Here is a 26,808-nt window from a genome sequence, read left to right as displayed (position 1 = left end):
AAATACTTTAATCTATTTTTCGAATTGTTGTTTTAGCTTAGTAGCTTTTGTTTTGTCTTTTAATTTGTTCAAATATAAATTATAGAGCTTTTGAAATGTAGTTTTTGAGTTACCAATTTCGTGTGCGTTTATATAATTTACTTCTGCTTTTTTATATCTTTTAAAATACTCGTCGATATACCCTTTTGCCAGATAGCCATCTACTTTGGATAGTTCCATTAATTCATCCGAATATTTGATGGCTTTTTTCTCGCTTCCTCCTACAATTCCGGGTAATTCTATGTAAAGCATTACTAAAGCCCAGCGTGATTCTAGGTGTTTTGGGTCTAATTTGGCAGCCGTTAGGAAAGAACTTTCTATCTCGTCTATCATTCCGAGTGCTTTGAATTTATTGACCGATTTGGCTTTCATACCCATTGCGCCACCAAATTTGTAAAAGTAATTGGCACTTTTTGGGAAATGTATTTTAAGAACTTTATAATGTTTAATGGCTTCGTCCCATTTTTTTTGATGGCCTGCAATATCTCCAAGATATTCCACGGTTTTGTAACTACTTGGGTTGGTTTTCAAATAACTCTCAAAAAGTACTTTAGCCTGATCAAATTTCTCTTGATTATACAATTTTTCCGCTTTGTCGAAATCGGTTTCTGCCATCATATTGAAGGAAATTAGGAGAATGATAAACGGTATGAATTTCATAATTTAGTTATTGAATGTTCAAAAATAAGAAAAGGTTTGTAGAATGGTTGTTTTTAGGGAAAAAATTAATAAATTGAAAAATATTTTTTTTCATCCCAACCATTTAAAAAAAATTATACTCTATATATAAAAACAACTTTTTATGAAAAAAATTATACTCTTCGTTTTAATTGTAATTTCTTTTAGTCTCAATGCTCAAGATTATGAAAAATCATGGGCAAAAGTTATAGAATTTGAAAATACAAACAAGATAAAATCTGCCAATAAAGAAGTTGAAAAAATTTATAAAAAAGCACGTTCTAATAAAAATGAAGCACAGATTATAAAATGCTTTTTCTATAATTCAAAATATATACAAACACTTGAGGAAAATTCTCAATATAAGATAATAACTAATCTTCAACGTGAAATTAATTATGTTTCTATTCCATCAAAAGCAATTCTGAATTTTGTTTACGCAAAATGCTTAAACTCATTTCATCAAAGTAATTACAGTAAATTATCAAAAAGAACCCAACTTGACTCCTTATCTATTGGAACATTTTTAACCTGGACTAATAAAGATTTTGAAAACAAAATTAATTCGTTGTATGAAAAAACTATTGAAAACGAATTTATTTTAAAATCAACACCATTAAGCCATTATGAACCTATAATTGATTATTTAAGCAAAGAAAGACTGAACGAATCAACTGTTTATGATTGTTTGACAATTGAATATATTGAACACTTAAAAACAAAATATAATCCTTGGTTAGAAATACATCATCAACCATTATTGAAACAACTTTTTGGTACAAGCAACGATTTTCAGGGAGCCAAATTTGATTCGGTAAAAAATCCAAATACTCGTAAAATACTTGGACTATATCAAAAATTAGAAACAAAACAAGTTCCCACCGATATTGAGCTAGATCGATTAAAATATTGCAATAGCTCTTTTTATAATAACAAATTAAAATATGAAAATAGCTTAAACTCGCTACAGAAAAGAGCAAAAGATTCTGTTTTAATTCAAAACATTCTTATTGAAAAAGCTTCTTTAAAACGTTCAAATGCGAACAAAACTGTAAATGCGAATGGTTTAATTGAATATAAAATTTTATTGGACACTATCACAAACTTTAATAAAAAAACTAATGCATATAAGACTGCCGCTTATCAAAAGAAAGTCCTTGAAGAACCAGAATTAAATGTAACTCTTGAATCACTTATTTACGAAAATCAAGAGACTAGAGCTCACATTGATTACAAAAATTTAGATTCATTAAAGATTTCTATTTTTAAAACAGATAAACAACTGAACAGAAAACTCAATGACAGTTTGATTACCTCCATTATCAAGAACACAAAAGCATATACAACTCAAAAATATATTTTAGAAAACAAAAAGAATTATTTTAATTATTCCACTGAAGTGCTATTGCCAAAACTAGAAATTGGCTATTATATCATTATTGCAGAAAATCTGAATTTAGCTACTAAAAATACTTTATTGAATTATGAGCTCCTAAATGTAACGAATATCAAAATGCATTCCTTTAAAAAAGATGACACTACAATTTATGAAGTTTTTCATAGAAAAACAGGTAAACCATTGGTTAATTGCGAAGTTATAAGTAATGATTTTAAATTACTTACAAATGAAAACGGAGTGGCAAGTTTTAAACATGAAAAAGATTCAGAAATACGTGTTGGAACGACTTTAACTTTAATTCATCAATCAGATACATTGCGCGTTTACAACAACTACGCAAATTCATATTACACAAATGAACTCAATGAAAACATTGAGAATAGGTATAAAATTTATCTAGATAGAGCCATTTATAGACCAGGTCAAACTGTATATTTTAAAGTGGTTTTAGCACAAAGTAAGCAAAGAGAGTTAAAAGTTTTACCAAATTTAGTGGTAAAAGTTATTGTCAATGATTCAAATGATAATGCCATAAAAACTATTGAACTAAAGACTAATGAATTTGGATCTATCTCAGGAGAATTCAACTTACCTAAAAGTGGTTCAACTGGTGATTATAGTATTGAAATTGACGAACCAGACAATTATGAAAATGATTCCTACTATGACGTAGTTGAGAATGTGCATGCTATTTGGGACGAAGAAGGTTTAGAAAACGACTATTTCACTTTCAAAGTTGAAGAATATAAACGACCAAAATTTGAAGTTTCGTTTGATAAAATAAACAAATCGTTTGCATTAAATGAAATGGTTTCAATTATAGGAAAAGCAAAATCTTTTAATGGTGCTATTGTTTCTAATGCTGTTGTAAATTACACTATTAATAGAATTGATTATTCTAGATTTAAAAATAAGTATTCAAATGAAGAAACAGAACAAATTATTTCATCAACAAAAACTGATGATAAAGGACATTTTACTATTGATTTTAAAGCTATAATTGATAAAAACTACACAACATCAGATAAAATAATTTATCAATACAATGTTGTTGCAGATGTTACGGACATAAGTGGTGAAACGCAATCTGCATCAACAAGCGTAAAAGTTGGAAATCAAAGTACTATTTTATATCTTAAAATTGATAAAAAGATTAGAACGGATAAAAATAATCTTCTTACTTTTTCAAGTACTAACTTAAACGGAGAGTTCAAACCTGTAAATGGGGAAATTAAAATTTACTTCTTAAATCCGTTTTCTAATAAATTTATGCCAAGAGAATTCAGTGTAGCTGAACTGCCTTTAATTTCAAAAGAAGAATTTGAAAAACTTTTTCCTTATGAAATATATAACTCCTATTTAGATGATAACTTACAAAACAAATTAGTTTACACAAAAAAAATAAACACTATAAAAGATAAGTTTCTGACTTTGGATTTTATTAAAAACTATAAATCAGGAAAGTACAAAGTTGTTTTTACAACTAAAGACGAACTTCAAAATGAAATAGAAACTATCGAAAACTTTAATTTAACCTCAGCTAATGACGAAAAAGCTGGTGAAAACGAAATAGTTACATTGCATCAAATTAATGAAGATCCAAAAAAAGATGGTTATGCATTAGTTGAAGTAAAATGTGCTGTGCCCAATTTGTTTTTAAATGCAGAAGCAGTATTTGATGGGAACTATTTTTACAATGAAATAATAAATGTAAACCAATTTAAAACCGTTTTAAAAATTCCTATCAACACACTTATATTTGATTCCTTTAATGTTAGAGTTGAAACTGTGTTTGAAAACAGATACTTTTCAGAAGAAATGAAAATACAATTTAAACCTACAGTTGAAAGCAATACCATATTTGAAATTGAAAGTTTCAGAAATAAGTTAGAACCAGGAAGCAATGAAAGTTGGAGTTTCAAAATCAAACAAGATAAAAGAAGCTCCGAATTTGAAGTTCTTGCCTCAATGTACGATAGTTCTTTAGATGTATTTCATATTGAACGTTGGGAGACGATTAACTCTTACAAAAATTACAACAATCATTTTTATTACAAAAATGCTAATCAACACGAAATTAAAACCTTATTCCTTCAGAAAAAAAATGAAAAAAATCATCTATTAGAATTGAATAATGAAAAAAACACGCTAATATGGTTTGGCTTTGATTTTAATAATTCTAAAAACTATCAAATTGATCGCTTGTATAAAAAACAAGTAACCAAAAAGTCTAAAAAACCAAAAAACGCTAAACTAATTTATGGGATTGTAGCTGATTCTGGTGGTTCATTACCTGGTGCAAATGTTGTAGTTAAAGGAACTACAAGAGGTGTAGTTACTGACGTTGATGGTTATTATGAAATTGATGCTGCGCCAGGCGAAAAGTTAGTTTACTCCTTTGTTGGTTTTTCGGATGAAGAAGTAAAAATTGAAATAAATGAAAACGAAATAAATCCTGTTTTAAAAGATGGTCCCAATGCACTTGATGAAATCGTCGTTACTGCTTTAGGAATTAAGAAAAAGAGCGGATCAGTGACTTCAAGTAATCAAGTAATAAGCGCAAAAGAATTATCTCAAGCCTCAAATCCAATTACTATTCAATCATTACTAGGAAAAGTATCGGGTTTACAGATAGTGACTGATAATAATGGTGTTAATCCAACTTCAAAAATTATAATTAGAGGTCCTAAATCTAATATTGATACTGAAGCTTTAATTGTTATCGACGGAGTAATCTCTAGATCTTCTGATTTACTAAATCTACTACCTGAAAACATTAGTAACATCAATGTTATGAAAGGCGCGCAAGGTGCTGCATTGTATGGTTCAGACTCTAAAAATGGAGTTATTATTATTTCAACTAAGAAAGGACTCGAAGAACTGACAAAAGTAAAAACTAGAACTAATAAAAACGAAACTGCCTTCTTTTTTCCGCAATTAAAAACAGATAAAGAAGGTAAAATCAATTTCCAATTTACTTCTCCCGAAGAATTAACACAATGGAAATTAAGACTTCTCGGACATACTAAAACTTTAGAATATGCATTCGATGAAAAATCGGTTGTAACTCAAAAAGATTTGATGATAGTGCCTAATATGCCTCGTTTTTTAAGAGAAAACGACACCATTTCATTAGTAGCAAAAGTGAGTAACTTAACTACTAGTGCTAAAAACGGAATGGCGGTTTTACAACTATTTGATGCTTCTTCCATGGAGAGTATTGATGTAAAAATGAATAATGAAAACGCTGTAAAAAACTTTACAATTAATCCATCGGGAAACACTGTTGTAAAATGGAACATCACAATCCCTAGCGGCTTACAAGGTGTTCAATACAAAGTAATTGCAAAAGCTGGTAATCATTCTGATGGAGAAGAAAGTATTTTGCCAGTTTTAACAAATAGTATATTGGTTACCGAAAGCATTCCTGTTTGGGTAAGAGAAAATACTAAAAAAGAATACGCTTTTGAAAATTTGAAAAACACCACTTCATCAACTTTAAAAAATCATCAATTTATATTTGAATACACTTCCAATCCTACTTGGCTTGCTATACAGTCATTGCCTTATCTAATGGAATATGAACACGAATGTGCCGAGCAAACCTTTTCTAGATATTATGCAAATGTGTTGGCGACCAAAATAATTAATAAAAATCCAACTATTGCAAATGTATTTGAAAACTGGAAAAAATTGGGTAACCCAATTTCTAAATTAGAGCAAAACGAAGAATTGAAATCATTAATTTTAGCCGAAACACCATGGTTGAAAGATGCACAAAGCGAAGAAGAAAAAAGGAAGAATTTAGCATTGCTTTTCGATTTAGAAAACATGAAAAACTCTCTAGACCTTACTTTCAAAAAATTAAAAGAAAAGCAAAAATCATCGGGTGGATTTCCTTGGTTTGACGGTGGAAATGAAAGCGAATACATCACTAGACACATAGTTGCTGGACTCGGACATTTAGAAAAACTTAAAGTAAATGAAGAATTAATCGATTCGTTTGATGAAATTACCAAAACAGCAATTCCCTATTTGGATAGCAAATTTATTGATAACAATAAAGAGTTTGAAAAAGCAAAAACGATTAATCTATATTCTGACTTACACTATCTTTATGCAAGAAGTTTTTACTTAAACAACTACCCTATTTCTGATAAAACCAAAGCAATTATCAACCGACAACTAGAAAATATAAACTCCAATTGGAAGCAATACTCGCTTTATAACAAAGGATTAGCGTCGTTAATATTGCATCGATTTGATAAAAAGGAAAGTGCAAAAACAATTATCGAAAGCTTAAAAGAAACAGCTTCTACCAACGAAGATTGGGGAATGTATTGGCTAGAAAATAAAGCAGGTTGGTATTGGTATCAAGCGCCAATTGAGACGCAAGCTTTACTTATTGAGGCCTTTTCAGAAATTACAAATGACACAAAATCTGTTGATGCTATGAAGGTTTGGTTACTTAAAAATAAGCAAACCAAAAACTGGTCAACTACAAAAGCTACAACCGAAGCTATTTATGCTTTATTGATGCAAGGTTCCAATTTGTTGACTGTAAAAGACAACACGATTATCAAAATTGGCGATGAAAAAATAATGACCAAAAAACTAACTGAAAGTGAAAAAGAAGCCGAAACAGGTTACATCAAAATGACTTGGAAAGCAGATGAAGTGAAAAAAGAAATGGCTACAATTATAGTAGAAAATAAATCTAAAGTTCCGGGTTATGGAGGTATTTATTGGCAGTATTTTGAAGACTTGGATAAGATTAAAAGCAACGCTGGAGCTGTATTGTCAACAGCCAAAGAATTGTATATAAAAAAGAACTACGGAAAAGGTGATGAATTGGTTAGAATTAACTCTAAAAATCCGTTAAAAATAGGAGATTTGGTAACCGTAAGAATAATTGTTACTGCCAAAGAAGACATGGAATATGTTCATTTAAAAGACATGAGAGCTTCGTGTTTCGAACCAATAAATGTTTTGTCAGAGTACAAATGGGACGATGGTTTGAGTTATTATATGAGTACAAAAGATGCTGCAACACATTTCTTTTTTGAAAAAATAGATAAAGGAACTTATGTTATAGAATACGACATAAGAGTAAATAATAGCGGCAATTTTTCTAACGGAATTACCACAATACAAAGTATGTACGCACCAGAATTTACTAGTCATACCAAAGGAATTAGAGTCGAAACTAAAGAATAGTTTAATAAAAAACTGCAAGGTCATATGTCTTGCAGTTTTTATTATTAAAATTACATTCAAAATGTCTAAATCAATGCGCTTTGAATCCAAAATTGAACCATAACTTATCTAACCTACCTACTTTACATTGGTTTCTAATTGCATTTAATCCTCTTCCTCATCACCGCAATAATCATTGTAGAAATAAACGATTTCAATGATATCTTTTTTTCTAAATTCTTTTTTCTTTATCTTTTGAAGTAGCATATCACAATCTGAAAAGTATCTTGATGAATTGCTTTTAAAACTGAAGGAAATATCGGTAGCATATTCTTCCGTTTTTCTTTTAACGTAATAAACAGTCGAATAATCATGATATAAGTTTGGTCCAGCTCCGACGTTTGAATTACTTACACTAACACCGATACCAACTTGTGCACCAAAACTAGATTCTTTATATAGATTCACTTTTCCTTCTTCAATTACCTCCATTAATTTTGGTTTGGAGTATTTATTGGGTTTTACGTAAACGTATTTTTCGGAGAATCCATATCCAGAGAAAATTAAGCCATAAGCCATATCATAATTCCATACAGACACTTCATCAGAGGAGCTTACTCTGAAATATATTTTTTCTTTTTTAATTTCACCCAAACCTTTTACAGACGTGCTGTCGTTAAAGAGAATAGTAGCTTCTCTTTCTTGACTGAAAACGGTCACTGAAAAATTTATTAATAAAAGAACAATTATTTTTTTCATTTAAAAATGTAATTTATTGCTGTAAACTGAATAAAACAAACCTACAAAATTTCTTTGAGAGATAGTACATTATAGTACCAATAGTAAAGAATCTTCCTGCAAAAAATCTAAATTGACTTGCTCCAAATCTAAATTGACTTGCTCCAAATCTAAATTGACTTGCTCCAAATCTAAATTGACTTGCTCCAAATCTAAATTGACATACTCCAAATCTAAATTGATGTGCTCCAAATCTAAATTGACATGCTCCAAATCTAAATTGACATACTCCAAATCTAAATTGACATGCTCCAAATCTAAATTGACATACTCCAAATCTAAATTGACATGCTCCAAATCTAAATAGATATACTCCAAATCTAAATTGACATGCTTCAAATCTAAATTGATATGCTCCAAATCTAAATTGACTTGCTCCAAATCTAAATTGACATGCTCCAAATCTAAATTGACATGCTCCAAATCTAAATTGATATGCTCCAAATCTAAATTGATATGCTTCAAATCTAAATTGACTTGCTCCAAATCTAAATTGACATGCTCCAAATCTAAATTGACATGCTCCAAATCTAAATTGACATGCTTCAAATCTTTATGCTGATGGTACATTTCTACTTGCGGATGCTAAATTCTCTTTTCTATAATTTTCGTTCTACAAAGGTTTAACTCAACAATCCTTGACTATTATTGAGTGACAAATTTTATAATTTTCCACACTTATATAATGGAGATTTTTATCACCATACTATTTTAGTATTTTCACTTACTAAATGATTGAGAAAAAACTATTTTTCATCATTAGAATATTCTAAAATATCTCCTGGCTGACAGTCTAATGCTTTGCAAATTGAATCTAAAGTACTGAAGCGAATTGCTTTTGCCTTTCCTGTCTTAAGTATGGAAAGGTTGGACAACGTCAAATCTACTTTTTCAGAAAGTTCGTTTAGCGACATTTTTCGCTTTGCCATCATCACGTCTAAGTTTACAATTATTGCCATGGTTTAAACGGTTAAATCATTTTCGTTTTGAATATCTACTCCTTTTTTAAAGATAATCGCAATAATGTAGATTACAGCACCCATTAAAATAAAGGCTTGACTGTCTGCCCAAAATTGGTTTAGGTTATCGGGAACAAAGCCGTAATGCTTTAAGTCAGTCACTAACTCCTTGGCAATGTAACTTAAGAATCCGATGGAAAGCGTAAAGTAGCTAACTTGTGTAATTTTTTTGGCTACAAAAGTGTGGAACGGTTTGGACAAATCCATTTTGTGCATTAGACTGATCACAGCATAAAATAGGCATGCTTTTAAAATTGAAATGATTAAAATAAAGCTATACACACCAAAAAAAGCTAGTTTACTTTCTTTATACATTTGAATTAAGTCTAACTTTTGATATAAATTTTGAACAAACTCTGGATTGTAAAGACTGAAAAAGAAGTTTACTATTAGGCCGCCAGCTTCAATAGACAAGCCTACAAAAATGATCCAGGCTATAACGTATAAGCCCCAAAAAACGAAGTTGTTTGTTTTTGACATAATTATTAAGTTTAAAATTATGTCACAAATATAATAAATATTTATTGATAAACAATAAAAATAGATTTTTTAACAATAAATAGTAACAAACTAGAATTTAGCTAATTATTAATTTACAATGGTTGGTAAGGTTTTTTTTAGTTTGGCGAAGTTGTGGTAATTAAGCAATATGAATTAAAGAAATGTAAATCTCATTTGAGTAATTTTGGTATAGAAAAATAAAACCAGCCATTAAACCAAACGGCTAATGTTTGCAGCTTTAAATTTACTTCAATGCTTTAATGAATTGCTTCATTTCTTTCATTGTACCAATTGTAATTCTTGACCATTTTCCTTTTTCTTCGTAAATCTTTGTTCCCAGAATATTGTTCTTTTCTAATTGTGCAAAAAAGTCCTTTTTATAATTTTCTAAAGAAAAATAGATAAAGTTTGTATGCGATGGAATACACGGAATTTTTAAATTCTCCAATTGTTCCATAGTATATTTTCTTGCTTCTGCATTGAGTAAAATGGTTTCTGCTACAAATTTATTGTCATTGAGCGATGCTAAAGCTCCGGAAGCAGCTGTTGTACTTACGCTTCCATTTGTAGCAAATTGCAATTGGCTCATCTCGTTTATGATTTCTGGATGCGCTAGTGCATATCCGATACGTGCACCTGCTAAACCGTATATTTTTGAAAAAGTTTTGGCAATAATTAGGTTTTTATTTTCTGTTACAAGATTTGCAAGTGATGGTTGATTTGTAAAATCTAAGTAAGCCTCATCGACTAAAACTTTGGTTCTTTTTGTGGCTTCTTTTATGAAATTTAGAAGTGCTTCATTATCACAAATTGTTCCTGTTGGGTTATTGGGATTGCATATATAAACCAATTTGGTATCAGCATCAATTGCGTTTAACATTGTTGCTAAATCATGCTTTTTATCTGTTGTTAATGGGATTGCATTTTTTTTGAGGCCTGCATTTTCCGCAGTTATTGTCCAATAATCAAACGTAGTTTCGGCAATAATTAGATTTCCTGGCTTTTTGGAACAATATAAAGCCACTAAATTTAAAATTTCTGATGAACCTGCACCTAATAGTATGTTTTGGTACGTTACATTATGTTTTTGTGCAATTTTTCCAATTAGTTCGTCTAGCAATTCCCAGTTATAGCGATTGCTGGCGTTTATACTAGTACTCATTGCATTTCTTGCTGATGCAGATGGTCCATAAGGATTTTCGTTTGACCTTAACCGAATTGGGTTTACCTCCTCTTCTTCAATGCTATTGTCTTTCGTAGGAATTGTAAAACCCTCTAAAGGAATAATGCCTAAACCTACAATACCCAAACTTGTTTGCTTTAACCAATTTCTTCTATTGCTCATAGTACATTTTTTAAAGTTTTACGATAACTTAATTGGTCTGTTGTTTTGGAATTTGTTACAGTTTTGGGTTTTGGGTTTTGGTTGATTGGAATAGTTTGCAACTTGAATTCCCTAGCTTGTCGAGGTTGGAGAAATCTAAAGCAAAATGTAATGAGAAATCTTAAGTTCAGAATACTTTCTTAAAAAGCAAACAAACTATTACATCAATGACTATGAGTACAGATTTCTTTAGCTATTGTAAACTTCCTTTATGACTTTCAATGCTTCATCTTTGGCAACCTCCGCTTTCTCAAATTTCTGGGAATAAAAGTAAAACAATGCTATTCCAAACTTTGGTAGTTCTAAAAATATGAACTCATTTAAATGATGAAAAAAGTAGAAGCTTTCATTTTTAGTTTTAAATATTACTAAAGAGTTTCCATTACTAACTTTAGATTTTTCAGTTACTCTTTTCTGTGCAGTTCTAATTTGAGTTACTGCTTTACTCGGTGAATAATCAATATTCGCTCTCATTATCGAAACAGGAATATCTCTTAAGTATTCAATATATTGAGAAGATTTTGATTTTATAAATTTTCTCCGAATCTCTAATAATTGAAATTTATATTCAATAATTTCTAACCAACGAATTATGTTGTGTAATTGATCATTACTAAAAAATGAGTTTGATAAATCAGTATCATTAAAAATAGAAATGATATAGCTTTCAACACTTCCTAATAAATTATTATTACAATTTGCACAAACTGGGATCGTAGTTTTGTTATATGTCTGTTCGCTACCATTTATGTCTGTAACAAAGAATTTCTTGGTACAATTTTCGAATGTCCATTTCGGTAAAACATGTTCTTTTGTTAAATTATCTTTACTTGCACAAAATACACAAATCTCTTTTTTTGATTTGTCTTTTGAACTAATTCTTGGCACATGCCTTTTCAAAACATCATCCATAATTTCTTTGGAATTCTGTCTCAATTTAACTCGAAGATTTTTTAGTTTAATGTCAATCTCCATAAGATGTATTTTCTGGATTATGCGTTCTGAAAATTTGCGCTTAACGGTCGATGCTAGAGCTCGTGGCGACTAAGCGACCGAGTTTTCTCCACTAATAGAGAACGAATTTAGGAAAAAGAAACGAACAATTTACCGAAAACCTAGCCATGAGTTTTAGCATTTGTTAGTGGCTGTTAATTTATTCATCTTCATTATCAACATCCTTTTTTACCATTCTTTCATAACTCATTGTCAAACTTACTTCATCATCTTTACATTTTTCTTTCGAATAAAAATCCAGTATTTTGTAGTCTGGTTTCCCATATTTATTTTCAATATCAAATGGAGTAGGTATCGGTGTCATAATAGATGTGCCTGAGTTTGAATCTTTATTAGACATTACCAAAAAAATCTGGAATGTATAATTTCCATAAGCCAACAAAAATTGCATATATGGTACATTATCTACGTTATTATCTTTTCTTCTAAATAACATGCAAGTAGTAAAATCATGAGGTAATGGACCTGGAGTAATTGAAAAAATACATCTTAAACTGGCAATATTGAATTCACTTTCATCGTGTTTCTCTTCATTTATCCATTTTAAAGCATTTTCAAAGTTCACCAATTCTTCATCGCCCATTATTGATAAGGCCATTTTTGTCAAGCATTTATAGATTGCTATTGGTATATAAGTTGCTCGAATCGCTTTAAATGTAACAGTATTATTTTCTTCATTTATAACAAAATTTTCTCTTTCTCCTTCAAATGAGTCAATTTTTAATCCTTCAGAAGTATGGTCAACACGAGATTTTTCTCCTCCTCGACTAAAAGATGGAACACCTCTCTTCCCTTTAACTTGTGATAGAGTATGATAAACATTCATGTAATCACCCATGTGGGTTTCAATTGTTCTTGCAAATTTAGAATTACATGAATCACATTCGTAATAGCTAATTAACCTATGATTATTTACGAATTCAGGTATCGCGTGAGCAATTGTATTAAATGTAACTTCAGGTTGTTGTTTTTTACAAAATCTACATTGTTTATTTTCCTTATCTCCAAGATAAATATTTTTGTCAATGTTTAGTTGTATTGATTTGTACAGAGAATAATTATTATCTATTTTTAAGAATCTTTCTTCAGGCGTCATATGTTCTTTGTTTAATTGCCACTAACTTGTATATAGTCGCTACGTCACAGCGCCTATACACCCAATTTTGGTGTGATAAGCGCTACTTATTAGCCAATTTATTTCCAAATATATTAAATAAAAGCATTTCTTTCATCAAATGTTTTAAGGAACACTGACATCTATTCAATACAAATACTATCTAGCCCTGATTGCAGCAACTGCCGTGCAGTGCGGAAAGCAGGAATAGGGAAACCAAGAATTCCCGAACCATTCGCTCCAAAATAATTGGATGAGATTCCTGCGGAATGACAAAATGGTGTATAAAAAAACTCCGACTTAATTGCTTAAGTCGGAGTTGGGATTCCTGCGGAATGACAAAATGGTGTATAAAAAACTCCGACTTAATTGCTTAAGTCGGAGTTGGGATTCCGACGGAATGACAAAATAATGCATAAAAAAACTCCGACTTATCTGACATCGCTTCAATACAAATACTATCTAGCCCTGATTGTAGCAACTGCCGTGCAGTGCGAAAAGCAGGAATAGGAAAACCAAGAATTCGCGAACCGTTCGCTCCAAAATAATAGGATGAGATTCCTGCGGAATGACAAAATGGTGTATAAAAAAACTCCGACCTAATTGCTTAAGTCGGAGTTGAGATTCCTACGGAATGACAAAATGATGTATAAAAAAACTCCGACCTAATTGCTTAAGTCGGAGTTGAGATTCCTACGGAATGACAAAATAATGCATAAAAAAACTCCGACTTAATTGCTTAAGTCGGAGTTGGGATTCCTACGGAATGACAAAATGGGTTTATTTCACCAAAGTCATTTCGTCTACGATGTGTTTAGCACCAGAGTAGTTTTCGATTACCCAAAGAACGTAACGAATATCTACGTTGATGGTTCTTTGTAATTTGTTGTCGAAGATTACGTCACCTGCCATAGCTTCGATGTTTCCGTCGAAAGCTAGACCGATTAATTCTCCTTTTCCGTTAAGAACTGGCGAACCTGAGTTCCCTCCTGTGATATCATTATCTGTTAAGAAATTCACGTGAAGTGAACCGTCTTTGTCTGCATAACGGCCGAAATCTTTGTTTTTATTCATTTCGATAATACGTGTTGGCAAATCAAATTCTTGATCTCCTTTTTTGTATTTCTTAACTTGACCTGCAAGTGTTGTGTAGTTGTTTACTGCTGCATCATTACGTTTGTCTGCTGGCAATGAACGTACTTTTCCGTAAGTTAAACGCAACGTTGAGTTTGCATCTGGATATTTAATAGCTCCAATTTTAGATTCTCTTAAACCTTCTACCAATAGACGGAAAGAAGAAGCATAATCGTTTTGAGCTTTAGTAATTTCGTCAGATTTTGCACCAAAATGCGCAACCATGTCGTTAGAAATTGCATACAAAGGATCGTTTGTAAGCATTGCTTCGCTTGGTAAATCTAAGAATGCTTTGATTCTATCAACTGAAGTAAGGATACTTAAATCGAAAGCAGCATTTACATATTTAGTGAAGTCGTTGTTGTTTTCGTCTCCGATTTTCTTAACCATTGGTGCAATTGCATATCCAGTAGATTTAGTAGCATATACTTTTAATTGTGCCGCTAAAATTTCTTTCTCTGCAGGAATGTGTAATTCTTTGAACATTTCTGTTGCCATTTCAACAATTTGTGGCGCCATTGTAGTACGTTTAGCAGCATCGGCTTTTACATACATGTCTAATTGACGACCTAGAGTTCTACCGATTGTTCCAAAAGAAGTCGTTCTAAATAATTGTTGTAGGTAATTATCGTGACGTGATTTCTCGTTAGTTAAAGCGTAGAATTTATTGATGTTAGAAACTACGTTTCCGTATTTAGCTTTGTTTGCTGGTTTGTTAGCCCATGTATTGAATTTAGCTTCTTGTGCTGCTTTAGATTTGGCTGTTCCAAATTTAGTTAACGCATCAATCATACCTTGACGGTTTTTCCAGTAGTTGGCAGTTGAAGCGAATTTAGAAGCATACACTAAATTTAAAGCATCGCTTTGGTTCATGTATTTCTTCATTCCGTCCATACCAGTTTTAGCACCTTCAACCCAAGCAGGATAAGCAAATTTTACGTTTTGCTCAATTCCACCAGCTGGCATCCAACGGTTGGTTCTTCCTGGATATCCAAGAATCATAGCAAAGTCGTTTTCTTTTACACCACTTAAATTTACTGGTAAGTAATGTTTTGGTTTTAATGGAACGTTGTTCTCAGAATATTCTGCTGGAGAACCATCTGCATTTGCATACACTCTAAACATAGAGAAATCGGCAGTGTGACGTGGCCATTCCCAGTTGTCTGTATCACCACCAAATTTTCCTAAACTTTCTGGAGGAGTTCCTACTAAACGAACGTCTTTGTAATCTTGGTACACAAAATAGTAGTACTCATTTCCTTGGAAAAATGGACGAACAGAAACAGTATATTTTCCGCCATCGTTGTTTTCTTTTTCGATTTTAGCAATTTCTTGATTGATTGCTTTTTCTCTATCTGCTTCGCTCATTGAAGGATTTACAACGGCTAAAATACGTTTTGTACAATCGTCCATACGAACAAAGAAACGAACGTATAAGCTAGAAGGTTTCATTTCTGATTTTCTATCTTTAGCCCAGTAACCATCTTTAAGATAGTTTTTCTCTGCAGATGATAATTCGGCAATAGCATCATAACCACAGTGGTGGTTTGTTAATACTAGTCCGTCTTTAGAAATGATTTCGGCAGTACATCCACCATTGAATTGAACAATAGCATCTTTCAAACTGTGGTTGTTGATGCTGTAAATTTCTTCGGCTGTTAATTGCAAGCCTAGTTTTTGCATATCGCGGTGATTTAAACGTTCGATGAACATTAAAAACCACATTCCTTCGTCAGCTTTTACACTTGTTGGAACAAGCATAATTGCAGCAATTAAGGAGAAAATAATTTTTTTCATAATGAAAATATAAAAAGGTTAATTGTTGTTAGCTAATAGTCTACTTAAAATGTAATATGTTACAGTTTAAATTGAATATTGCGAAATTTTAGTGGTGCGAAAATACTAAATTTTGAGGATTTAATAAAAAATAGAAGCTTAAAACTAATCTGAACTATTTCATTTTAACTTTTAATTAGGAAAAAAGTGTTTTACGAAACTAATCCTGTCGTACAAATTCTACGTATATGTAGATATCTTTCTACACAATTTAAACCTATTGTTTCAAATATATTATTTACTTTGCCGAAAATTTACAATTAGACAACATAGGATGATTATTCCCTATTAGAAAGGTTATTATACTTATACTATTTAATTTAATATTTCAAGTAAAAAAACAGATTATATAAAAATATATCTCCAGGTTTACTACCTAGGATTACACACTTACACTAATTATTAATTTGGTAAATGATGATTGGTAATGAAAAAGGGTCTCTTAATTGAAACCCTTTTTCTATTTTATAAACCGTGACTATTTTCTGGCTTGTCGTCTTCTACATTAAGCATCTCCCAAAGTTTGTCTTTTAACTCTGTTAAACCTTGTTGTGCAACAGACGAAATAAACAGATACGGTATTCCGAGTTTTGATTTATCCAAAAGTTGTTTCATTTCGGCTTTAAGTTCATCATCAAGCATATCACATTTGGAAATTACTAGAAGTCTGTCTTTATCTAGCATTTCTGGATTGTAACGACGTAATTCGTCTAAAAGAATTTCATATTCTTTTTTAATATCATCGGCATCAGCAGGAACTAAAAACAATAAGGTTGAATTTCGTTCTATATGACGCAAGAAATAATGTCCTAAACCTTTACCTTCGGCTGCACCTTCTATAATTCCAGGAATATCTGCAATTACAAACGATTGAAACTCTCTGTAAGAAACAATTCCTAAATTGGGTTTTAATGTTGTAAACGGATAATCTGCAATTTTTGGCTTTGCTGAAGTTAGAACAGACAATAGAGTTGACTTTCCTGCATTTGGAAAACCTACTAAACCTACATCTGCTAGAACTTTTAATTCTAGAATAACATCCAACTCTGTTGATGGCATTCCAGGTTGTGAGTAACGTGGCGTTTGATTAGTTGAACTTCTAAAATGCCAGTTTCCTAAACCACCTTTTCCTCCTTGAGCTAAAATTCGTTCTTCACCGTGTTCTGTAATTTCGAAAAGAATTTCTCCTGTTTCAATATCTTTTACCACGGTTCCAAGTGGAACTTCTACATATTTATCGTCGCCATCGTGACCTGTACTTCTTGAACTTCCACCATCGCCACCGTGACCGGCACGCATGTGTTTTACAAATTTTAGGTGAAATAATGTCCAAAGATTTTTATTTCCTTTTATGTAAACGTGTCCACCACGACCACCATCACCACCATCTGGACCGCCTTTTTCAATAAATTTTTCTCTGTGTAAATGCGTAGAACCTTTTCCTCCTTTACCGGAAGTAACATATATTTTTACGTAGTCTACAAAATTTCCTTCTGTCATTGTTTTTTAGATTTCAGATTTCAGATTTCAGATTTCAGATAAATCCTTTTCTAAAACTATTATTTTATGTAAATGGTTGGCTATCTAGCCCTGATTGAAGAGAAAATCTTTTTTGTAAAAAAAAGATTGTAACGAAAAGCAGGAATATGGTTTGCTAAAATGCCCGAGCCATTCGCTCCTAATTAATTTTAATATTTTTTACTAGAATTTTGTCAATTTTTACGCCGTCCATGTCTAGAACTTCGAATTCTAGTTTGTTCCAGATCAATTTTTGTCCTTGTTTTGGGATGATTCCTAGTTCGGTTACTATTAATCCGCTTACGGTTGTCACTTCGTAATCGCCAATCAAATCGTCCATATCGAAATACGTTAGAAAGTCATGTAACGAATAATGACCGTCAACCAACCAACTTCCGTCTTCACGAGCGACGATTTTAAATTCGTCTTCGTAGAAATCGGCAGCATCACCAACTAGCGCTTCTAAGATGTCGTTTAAGGTAATGATTCCTTGAAAAACTCCATGTTCATCGGTTACTAGAGCATAATGAACTTTAGTCAATTTAAAGTTTTCTAGCGCTTTATAGGCCGAAGAGTGTTCTATGAAATAAACTGGATCTTTGGTTATTTGCTTCAAATTGAAATCACCTTTTTCAAAACTTGCGAATAAATCTTTTAATAAAACTACTCCGTTTACATCGTCTAGATTATCATCACAAACTGGATAAACAGAGTGTAACTCGTCTAGAACTTTATTTTTTATTTCTTGAACAGAATCTTCGTGAGACAGATAAACAATTGAGTTTCTATGCGTCATCAACGAGTTTACTTTTCTATCACCAATGTGAAAAACGCGCTCTACGATATCATGTTCAATTTCTTGAATTTCTCCACCTTCTGTTCCTTCCTTGATGATTGCTTTAATTTCTTCTTCAGTTACTTTTCCGTCGGCAGTTGGTTTAATTTGAAAAACTCTCAATAAAAAATCTGTTGAAGTTGTAAGTAACCAAATGAATGGCATGGTAACTTTAGAAACCACTTTCATTGGAAGAGCAACAGCTTTAGCAATAGCTTCGGGATAATTTAGTCCGATTCTTTTTGGTAATAATTCTCCTAAAACTAAAGAGAAAAATGTTAATGTAACTACCACAATACCAACAGCAATACTTTGTGCGTAAGGTTTTAAAGACTCAAAACTTTCTATGAATAATTTGACATCTGTCGTTATTTTATCTCCTGAGTAAATACCCGTCAGAATACCTATAAGAGTGATACCGATTTGTACAGTTGATAAAAATTCGTTTGGTGAGTTTGCCAAATCTAAAGCTGCTTTAGCATTGGTATTTCCTTTTTTGGCAGCAGTTTCCAATCGGCTTTTACGAGCTGAAATCAATGCGATTTCCGACATTGAGAAAACTCCGTTTAGGATTATCAGAAAAAGAATTATTAAAATTTCCATAATTTAAAATTACAAAAAAAGAGCTTAAATCCATAATATCGGAAATAGCTCCTTTTCTGTTTGCAAATATCTGAAAAAAAATTGAATGCTCGAAATTTATCTCGAGACCAATTCATTAGATTATAATTTGTCGAAAATTTGATTCAATCGTTCGTTAACTTCAAGAATTGTTCCTATACCATTTACCGCATGAAATTTACCTTGAGATTTGTAATAATCCATTAGTGGTGCGGTCTTCTGGTTGTATTCGTCGTAACGATTTCTAATTTTTTCTTCGTCTTGATCGTCTGGTCTACCCGATGTTTTTCCTCTTTCTAGAAGTCGTGCTACCAAGATATTATCGTCTGCTTCTAATGCAACTGTTGCAGTAATCGATTGCTCTTTTGATTCTAAAAATGCATCTAAAGCTTCAGCCTGCGCTAAAGTTCTAGGAAAACCATCGAATAAAAATCCTGCCGAATGCGGGTTTTTATCTACTTCACTTTGCAACATTTGGATAGTTACTTCGTCTGGTACCAAATCGCCTTTGTCCATGAAAGTTTTTGCAAGTCTGCCTAAATCGGTGTCATTTTTAATGTTAAATCTAAAAATATCTCCTGTAGAAAGATGGGTTAAATTGTATTTTTCTTTTAAAAATTCAGCTTGTGTGCCTTTACCTGCGCCAGGTTTTCCGAAAAGAACGATATTAATCATTTTATTATTTAGTTAAATGTTGTTTAAAAGTTTAGTGGCAAACCCACATTTTATTATTGTGCTAGTTGATATACGTCTGGTAAATTTCTTCCTAATCCATCGTAGTCTAAACCGTATCCAACGATGAATTTATTTGGAATTCTAATTCCGATGTAATCAATTTTTATATCTTTCTTGTAAGCTTCTGGTTTGAAAAATAATGTTGCAATTTTTAAATGCTTTACTCCTTTTCCTTTAAAAACCTCTTTTAATACTTCAACAGTATTTCCAGTATCTACAATATCTTCAACAATAATAACCGTTCTACCTTCAAGGTTTTCATTAAGACCAATAAGTTGTTTTACATAGTTTGTAGATTCTGTTCCGTCATAAGATGACATTTTTACGAAACTAACTTCACACATACCTCGGTATTGTTTCATTAAATCGCCCATCACCATAAACGAACCGTTCAAAACGCCAATAAAAACCGGAACTTCATCAAAGAAATCATCGTCCATTTGCTTCGCCATATTTTTAATTGCAAAATCTATTTCTTCTGAAGATATAAATGGCTCGAAAGTTTTGTCGTGAAGGTGTATCATTTTTTTTGGTTTAGGTTGTGTTGCAAATTTAAAGAAGTAAAAACTATTACGTTGCAAGTATTTCTACTTTTTTGCAAATTTGATATATTTACCAAATGAATTTAGAATTATTACATCGAATAGAGAAAAGCACGGCACACACTCAAAACCGAATTGAGAATGGAAATTTCATTATTCAGAATTTAAATTTATTAGAAGAATTAATACATTTTTCTTTTAAAACTGATGACAAACTTCACATTAGAGCTTGTTGTATTCTCGAAAAAGTTTTTGATTTACAACTAGATTTATCCTTTAATTTCTTAGATTTTATTTGCAGAAATTTATATAAATTAAAAAATGACAGCGCAATTAGATCTATGTCTCGTACTATTATGTTATTGGTTCAAAAACATTCTAAAAAAAATTATTTATCTGATTATCAGATAGAAAAAATTACAGAAGCTTGTTTTGACTGGTTAATTTCAGATACTAAAACGGCTGGAAAATACCATGCCATTTTAACCCTATACGAACTAGGAAAAACACAAGATTGGATTTATCCCGAATTGCAATTAATTCTTGTAAAAGACTCAATTGAAAACACTCCAGGATACAAATCGATTGCAAAGAAAATTTTGAAGAAAATAAATTGAATACTTTATCTTTGCACAAACAACTACAACAACACAATGACACGAGCGAAGCGACTGCATGAGACCAATAACAAAAATAACTACGACGAAATGAATTATTTTTCTTCCAATTTTAAATTAGGAATTCTCGGCGGCGGACAATTAGGCAAAATGCTACTTTCCGAAACTAGAAAATTCGATATTCAAACTTACGTTCTTGACCCGAGTGATGAAGCACCATGCAAAATTGCCTGCAATAAATTTTTCCAAGGAAGTTTAATGGATTTTGAAACCGTTTACAACTTTGGAAAACAAGTGGATGTTTTGACTTTCGAAATCGAATTGGTAAATCTTGATGCACTTGAAAAATTAGAAAATGAAGGCGTAAAAGTTTTTCCATCACCAAAAACGTTGAAATTAATTCAGAATAAAGGAATTCAGAAAGAATTTTACGAAGCAAATGGAATTCCAACTGCGAATTTTAAAAAATTTGCCAGTAAAAAAGAATTACTTATCGAGTTTATAGAAACCAAACTTCCGCTACCATTCGTATGGAAGTGTACCGAATTCGGATATGATGGAAACGGTGTAAAAATCGTTCGTTCAGCAACAGACATCGAAAATCTTCCTGATGTTGAATGCATTGCTGAAGAAATTATTCCGTTTAAAAATGAATTGGCAGTAATTGTTGTTAGAAATGTTTCTGGCGAAATAAAAACCTATCCTGTGGTAGAAATGGAATTTCATCCCGAAGCTAATCAGGTAGAATATGTAATTTGTCCAGCAAGAATTGATAATAAAGTTGCACAAAAAGCACAGGAAGTTGCTTTAAAAGTTTCTGAAAAATTCAATCACGTTGGCTTATTGGCCGTAGAAATGTTTCAAACAGTTACCGATGAAATATTGGTAAACGAAGTTGCTCCAAGACCACACAATTCTGGACATCACACCATTGAAGCAAGTTATACATCACAATTTGAAAATCATTTACGCGCCATTTTAAATCTTCCGTTAGGAAATTGCGACAGTAAAGTTGCCGGAATTATGGTAAATTTGGTAGGTGAAGAAGGCTTTTCGGGACAGGTAATTTACGAAAACATCGAAAAAATAATGGCAATTGATGGAGTAACGCCACACATTTACGGCAAAAGAGAAACGCGACCTTTCCGAAAAATGGGGCATGTTACGATTGTAAATGAGAATATGGATGAAGCGAGAAAGGTTGCAGAGGAAGTTAAGAATAGTATTAGAGTAATTAGTTAGAAATTATTATGAATTTTAAATTTTGAATGAAATCAAAATAATTTAAAATTTATAATTCAAAATTCAAAATAAAAACATGAGCAAAGTAGCCATAATAATGGGAAGCATTTCAGATATGCCAGTAATGCAAGAAGCCATCGACATCTTAAAAGGATTTGACATCGAAACCGAAGTAGATATTGTTTCGGCACACAGAACACCTGAAAAATTATTTGATTTTAGTAAAAACGCGCACACTCGCGGTATTTCGGTAATTATTGCTGGTGCTGGTGGCGCTGCTCATTTACCTGGAATGGTTGCATCTATGTCGCCACTTCCTGTAATTGGCGTTCCAGTAAAATCTAGTAATTCTATCGATGGTTGGGATTCGGTTCTATCGATTTTGCAAATGCCTGGTGGCGTTCCTGTCGCAACTGTTGCTCTTAACGGAGCAAAAAACGCCGGAATTCTAGCAGCTCAAATCATCGGTTCATCAGACAAAAATGTTTTGGATAAAATTATTTCTTACAAGGAAAGTCTAAAAGAAGCTGTAAATAAATCTTCAGAAAATTTAAAAAGGTAAAAATTACACAAAGACACACAAAGTATTAGCACAGAGATACGCAAAACCTTTGTGATACTTTGTGAATTAATTTGCGAAACTTTGTGAAACTAAAAAAAATGAAAACACTCACTCAAAAATTCGAAACAAAATACGATACTGCGCCTTTTTCGCAAATAAAATTAGATGATTACAAACCTGCTTTTATCGAAAACATAGCGCAAGCAAAAGCCGAAATTGATGCCATAATTACAAATTCTGATGCTCCAACATTTGAAAATACCATTGTTGCTTTAGATTTTGCTGGTGCACCTTTAAATAGATTATCATCGATTTTCTTCAATTTGAATTCGGCAGAAACTTGTGACGAAATGCAAAAAATAGCGCAAGAAGTTTCTCCGTTATTAACCGAATTCAGTAATGATATTTCATTAAATGAAAATTTATTCAAACGAGTAAAAGCAGTTTATGATCAAAAAAATTCGTTGACTTTAACTACCGAACAAGCCACTTTATTAGATAAAAAATTCAAAGGATTTTCAAGAAATGGAGCTTTACTTAATGAAGAAGACAAATTAAAATTACGCGAAATTGATACCGAATTAGCAAAAACAAAACTGACGTATGGTGAAAATGTTTTGGCTGAAACCAACAACTATCAACTACAGATAACCAACGAAGAAGATTTAAAAGGTTTGCCTGATGGTGCTAAAGAAATGGCAGCAAGTTTGGCAAAATCTAAAAATTTGGAAGGTTGGGTTTTTACATTGGATTTCCCAAGTTATTTACCTTTTGTGACATATGTAGATAATCGTGAATTACGTAAAGAAATTGCTATCGCTGCTGGAAAAAAATCATTTCAAGATAACGAGTTTGATAATAAAGAGAACGTAAAACGAATTGTAGAATTACGTCATAAACGTGCTAATTTATTAGGTTACAAATCACATTCTGATTTTGTTTTGGAAGAACGAATGGCTCAAAATCCTGAAAAAGTGCAATCGTTTTTGAATGATTTGTTGGAAAAAGCAAAACCTGCCGCTCAAAAAGAATTTGCACAATTAACTGCGTTCGCAAAAGAACTAGACGGAATTGACCAATTAGAAAAATGGGATGGAGCTTACTATTCTGAGAAATTAAAACAAAAACTATTCAACTTTGATGATGAAATTTTAAAACCTTATTTCAAATTGGAAAATGTTTTAAATGGAGCATTTACAGTTGCTGAAAAACTATTCGGAATTACTTTTAAAGAAGTTTTTGATATAGACAAATACCATGAAGATGTTCAAACTTTTGAAGTTTTGGACTTTGAAGGAAAATTGGTTGCCATTTTCTACTCTGATTTTTTCCCAAGAAAAGGAAAGCGAAATGGTGCTTGGATGACATCTTACAAACCACAATATATAAAGGACGGAATTAACGAACGACCTCATGTTTCTATCGTTTGTAATTTTACTCCGCCAACAGAAACTAAACCTTCACTCTTAACCTTCAATGAAGTAACCACATTATTTCACGAATTTGGTCACGCATTACACGGAATGTTAGCCAATACAACTTATCAAAGTTTGTCTGGAACTTCTGTTTATTGGGATTTTGTGGAATTACCTAGTCAAGTTATGGAAAATTGGTGTTACGAGCCGGAAGCATTGGCATTGTTTGCTAAACATTATGAAACTGGAGAAATCATTCCGCAGATATATGTAGAAAAAATTAAAGAAAGTGCGAGTTTCTTAGAAGGAATGGCAACTTTAAGACAATTGAGTTTCGGAATTTTAGACATGACCTATCACGGAAAATCGCAAACTATTGAAGATGTAAAAGCATTTGAAAAACAAGCCATGGCTGGCACAAGTTTATATCCTGATGTGGAAGATAATTGTATGAGTACTTCATTTTCACATATTTTTCAAGGTGGCTATTCTTCTGGATATTATAGTTATAAATGGGCCGAAGTTTTAGATGCTGATGCGTTTGCCTATTTCCAAGAAAAGGGAATTTTCAATAAAGAAGTAGCAACTAAATTTAAAGAAAATGTACTTTCAAAAGGCGGTACCGAATTACCAATGGAATTGTATAAAAAGTTTCGCGGTCAAGAACCGAAAGCTGATGCTTTGTTGAAACGAGCTGGATTGATTTAAAGTACAAATTACGAAGTGCGAAAAAAAACAACCGAAGTTTAATGCTTCGGTTTCATTTTTAAAATAAACTTTCATTTTTTTTTGAAACTTTAAAAACTTTTATATATCTTTGTACTATCAAAATGAAATAACCATCAAAATGGAATTCAAAGAAGCCAAAAATAAATTCGTTCAAACTTGGGGTGCATTAGGTAGCCAATGGGGAATCAACAAGACTATGGCGCAAATTCATGCGCTTTTGATGGTTTCGCACGAAGCAGTTTCGATGGAAGACATTATGGAAGAATTGCAAATTTCTCGAGGAAATGCTTCAATGAATTTAAGAGCATTAATGGATTGGGGAATTGTGTACAAAGAATACAAAGCCGGCGAACGACGCGAATATTTTACAGCAGAAAAAGATCTGGATGAATTAGCTGTAAAAATTTCGAGAGAACGTAGCAAACGCGAAATCAAGCCTGCTTTGAAAGTTTTAAAAGAAGTTTCATCTATTACATCAGACAATACTGCCGAAGAAAAACATTTTGTAGATCAAACTACTAAGTTGTATGATTTTGTTCTAAAAGCAGATAATATGTTGGACAAAATGACGGAATACAAAGACAATTGGTTGGCAAAATTGGTCGTGAAAATTATGAAATAGTTTTTTAAACATCTTAAAAATAATATTATAAAAAACTATTCAATGAGACCAATTAAAAACAACAACAAAGAACGAATTAAGTAAAAAAATTTAATCAAAACTTTCATTTTTTTCTGAAAGTTTAAAATAATAGATGATTATGAAAACGATAAAATTTTTAAATACAATAGCAATTGGAATACCAATAATATTGGCAACAATTAGTTACATAATTAATGACCCCTCAGGAAATTATTATGGATATGCTCTCTTTTCAACAATACTTACTGGTTTAATACAAATCATATTAGCAATAATTCTTCTTTTCAAGTTCAAAGACAATATTCATTATAAAATATATTTTGCAAATGTTATAATATTCTTTGCTCTTTGGATTTGGAATCCAATTATTAACAAAATCTATTATTTCACTTATACACTGATTTATATACCTCCAATATTAGCAATATATTTATCAAGTATGATTTATAAAATCCCAAACAAATGAACCTCAACATCATTGGCTACACAATATACTTATTGATAACCACATTCATCATAATAAAAGTTGGCAAAATTTGCTACAGAAATGGAAATATTTATGTAGCTCAATTTATACCTGAACACGAAGATTTGTGTCAGAAAACGAATCAAATTCTGCTCGTGGGCTATTATCTTTTAAACATTGGTTATTGTGCTATGACTTTGATTTCTTGGGAGAGAATCCTTTCCATCAATCAATTGATTGAAGTCATATCGGTAAAATCGGCTATCATTATTTGTAGTATTTCGATTTTACATTATTTCAATATTTTTATTCTTACTAAATACATTCAAAAATTAATTCATTAAATAGTTTACATTATGGACACAACAAAAATTTTAATCGGTTATGCAGTTTATTTACCAATTGCTTTGTTTTTAACTTATTATGTTTCAAGAACTCTTTTTAAAAACAGTAAAGTATATATGATGGATATTTTTAAAAGTCGTGAAGAAATTGCCAATGCGACTAATAAATTATTTGAAACAGGATTCTATCTTTTAAACATTGGATTTGCCTTGATGATTCTTAAAATAAGCGAATACAATAATGATTATCAAACACTAATCGAAGCCTTGAGCTACAAAATTGGTGGTTTTTCAATCTATCTAGGAATTATGCTGTTCTTTAACTTATATTTCTTCTTCAGAGGTAAAAGAAAAGCAAGTGAAACAAAAGTAGAAGAACGAATAGTTATCAATGGATAAACCAATAAACCTGACAGGTTTTGAAAAT

21 protein-coding genes are annotated in these 26,808 nt (G+C 31.6%); 8 read left to right on the top strand and 13 right to left on the bottom strand.

Features of this window, described 5'->3' with window-relative positions:
- Window positions 1-12 precede the first annotated feature (12 nt).
- Complete coding sequence (locus LG45_RS06830; RefSeq protein ID WP_035125632.1) at window positions 13-699, bottom strand: tetratricopeptide repeat protein; 687 nt, start codon at window positions 697-699, stop codon at window positions 13-15.
- Between the two features lie 142 nt (window positions 700-841).
- Here LG45_RS06830 and LG45_RS16060 point away from each other — a divergent pair, with 142 nt between their 5' ends.
- Complete coding sequence (locus LG45_RS16060) at window positions 842-7,333, top strand: alpha-2-macroglobulin family protein (protein ID WP_052087515.1); 6,492 nt, start codon at window positions 842-844, stop codon at window positions 7,331-7,333.
- 144 nt (window positions 7,334-7,477) lie between these two features.
- Here LG45_RS16060 and LG45_RS06820 read toward each other — a convergent pair whose 3' ends face one another.
- The 12 genes from LG45_RS06820 to hpt form a co-directional block, all read right to left on the bottom strand.
- Window positions 7,478-8,071, bottom strand: coding sequence for a hypothetical protein (locus LG45_RS06820; RefSeq protein WP_035125631.1), 594 nt, complete (start codon window positions 8,069-8,071; stop codon window positions 7,478-7,480).
- 69 nt (window positions 8,072-8,140) lie between these two features.
- Window positions 8,141-8,680 carry a hypothetical protein gene (locus tag LG45_RS06815; protein WP_035125630.1) on the bottom strand — a complete coding sequence of 180 codons (540 nt, stop codon included), beginning with the start codon at window positions 8,678-8,680 and terminating at the stop codon, window positions 8,141-8,143.
- 176 nt (window positions 8,681-8,856) lie between these two features.
- Complete coding sequence (locus tag LG45_RS06810; RefSeq protein ID WP_035125629.1) at window positions 8,857-9,069, bottom strand: helix-turn-helix domain-containing protein; 213 nt, start codon at window positions 9,067-9,069, stop codon at window positions 8,857-8,859.
- A 3-nt stretch (window positions 9,070-9,072) separates the two neighbouring features.
- Window positions 9,073-9,609 carry a DUF2975 domain-containing protein gene (locus LG45_RS06805; protein ID WP_035125628.1) on the bottom strand — a complete coding sequence of 179 codons (537 nt, stop codon included), beginning with the start codon at window positions 9,607-9,609 and terminating at the stop codon, window positions 9,073-9,075.
- Window positions 9,610-9,874: 265 nt separating this feature from the next.
- Complete coding sequence (hisC, locus tag LG45_RS06800; protein WP_035125627.1) at window positions 9,875-10,975, bottom strand: histidinol-phosphate transaminase; 1,101 nt, start codon at window positions 10,973-10,975, stop codon at window positions 9,875-9,877.
- Window positions 10,976-11,203: 228 nt separating this feature from the next.
- Window positions 11,204-11,989: a hypothetical protein gene (locus tag LG45_RS06795; RefSeq protein WP_035125626.1), complete on the bottom strand. Its 786-nt coding sequence runs from the start codon at window positions 11,987-11,989 to the stop codon at window positions 11,204-11,206.
- 178 nt (window positions 11,990-12,167) lie between these two features.
- Window positions 12,168-13,124, bottom strand: coding sequence for an HNH endonuclease (locus LG45_RS06790; protein ID WP_052087514.1), 957 nt, complete (start codon window positions 13,122-13,124; stop codon window positions 12,168-12,170).
- Between the two features lie 798 nt (window positions 13,125-13,922).
- Entirely contained in the window at window positions 13,923-16,073 is a 2,151-nt protein-coding gene (locus tag LG45_RS06785; RefSeq protein ID WP_035125625.1) for a S46 family peptidase, read from the bottom strand.
- Window positions 16,074-16,577: 504 nt separating this feature from the next.
- Window positions 16,578-17,612 carry a GTPase ObgE gene (gene obgE, locus LG45_RS06780; protein WP_035125624.1) on the bottom strand — a complete coding sequence of 345 codons (1,035 nt, stop codon included), beginning with the start codon at window positions 17,610-17,612 and terminating at the stop codon, window positions 16,578-16,580.
- Between the two features lie 178 nt (window positions 17,613-17,790).
- Complete coding sequence (locus tag LG45_RS06775) at window positions 17,791-19,068, bottom strand: hemolysin family protein (protein WP_081932049.1); 1,278 nt, start codon at window positions 19,066-19,068, stop codon at window positions 17,791-17,793.
- A gap of 120 nt (window positions 19,069-19,188) precedes the next feature.
- The gene (locus tag LG45_RS06770; protein WP_035125623.1) at window positions 19,189-19,761 is read right to left on the bottom strand and encodes an adenylate kinase; all 573 of its coding nucleotides are present in this window, start codon (window positions 19,759-19,761) and stop codon (window positions 19,189-19,191) included.
- A gap of 53 nt (window positions 19,762-19,814) precedes the next feature.
- Complete coding sequence (gene hpt / locus LG45_RS06765) at window positions 19,815-20,345, bottom strand: hypoxanthine phosphoribosyltransferase (RefSeq protein ID WP_035126676.1); 531 nt, start codon at window positions 20,343-20,345, stop codon at window positions 19,815-19,817.
- A gap of 95 nt (window positions 20,346-20,440) precedes the next feature.
- Here hpt and LG45_RS06760 point away from each other — a divergent pair, with 95 nt between their 5' ends.
- From LG45_RS06760 to LG45_RS06730, 7 genes are all read left to right on the top strand, one after another.
- A complete protein-coding gene (locus LG45_RS06760; RefSeq protein ID WP_035125622.1) occupies window positions 20,441-20,980 on the top strand; it encodes a hypothetical protein in 540 nt (179 codons plus the stop codon).
- 90 nt (window positions 20,981-21,070) lie between these two features.
- A complete protein-coding gene (locus LG45_RS06755; RefSeq protein WP_035126675.1) occupies window positions 21,071-22,222 on the top strand; it encodes a 5-(carboxyamino)imidazole ribonucleotide synthase in 1,152 nt (383 codons plus the stop codon).
- 76 nt (window positions 22,223-22,298) lie between these two features.
- Entirely contained in the window at window positions 22,299-22,784 is a 486-nt protein-coding gene (gene purE / locus LG45_RS06750; protein WP_035125621.1) for a 5-(carboxyamino)imidazole ribonucleotide mutase, read from the top strand.
- Window positions 22,785-22,882: 98 nt separating this feature from the next.
- On the top strand, window positions 22,883-24,907 hold the full coding sequence (locus LG45_RS06745) for a M3 family metallopeptidase (protein WP_035125620.1): 2,025 nt from the start codon (window positions 22,883-22,885) through the stop codon (window positions 24,905-24,907).
- A 139-nt stretch (window positions 24,908-25,046) separates the two neighbouring features.
- Entirely contained in the window at window positions 25,047-25,550 is a 504-nt protein-coding gene (locus LG45_RS06740) for a GbsR/MarR family transcriptional regulator (RefSeq protein WP_035125619.1), read from the top strand.
- 483 nt (window positions 25,551-26,033) lie between these two features.
- Window positions 26,034-26,381: a hypothetical protein gene (locus LG45_RS16255; RefSeq protein ID WP_081932048.1), complete on the top strand. Its 348-nt coding sequence runs from the start codon at window positions 26,034-26,036 to the stop codon at window positions 26,379-26,381.
- Window positions 26,382-26,393: 12 nt separating this feature from the next.
- Window positions 26,394-26,780 carry a hypothetical protein gene (locus tag LG45_RS06730; protein WP_035125617.1) on the top strand — a complete coding sequence of 129 codons (387 nt, stop codon included), beginning with the start codon at window positions 26,394-26,396 and terminating at the stop codon, window positions 26,778-26,780.
- Window positions 26,781-26,808 lie beyond the last annotated feature (28 nt).

The organism is Flavobacterium aquatile LMG 4008 = ATCC 11947, assembly GCF_000757385.1.
Taxonomy (GTDB): domain Bacteria; phylum Bacteroidota; class Bacteroidia; order Flavobacteriales; family Flavobacteriaceae; genus Flavobacterium; species Flavobacterium aquatile.
The sequence above is the reverse complement of the archived record's forward strand: the minus strand, read 5'-3'. Positions and strand labels throughout refer to the sequence as shown.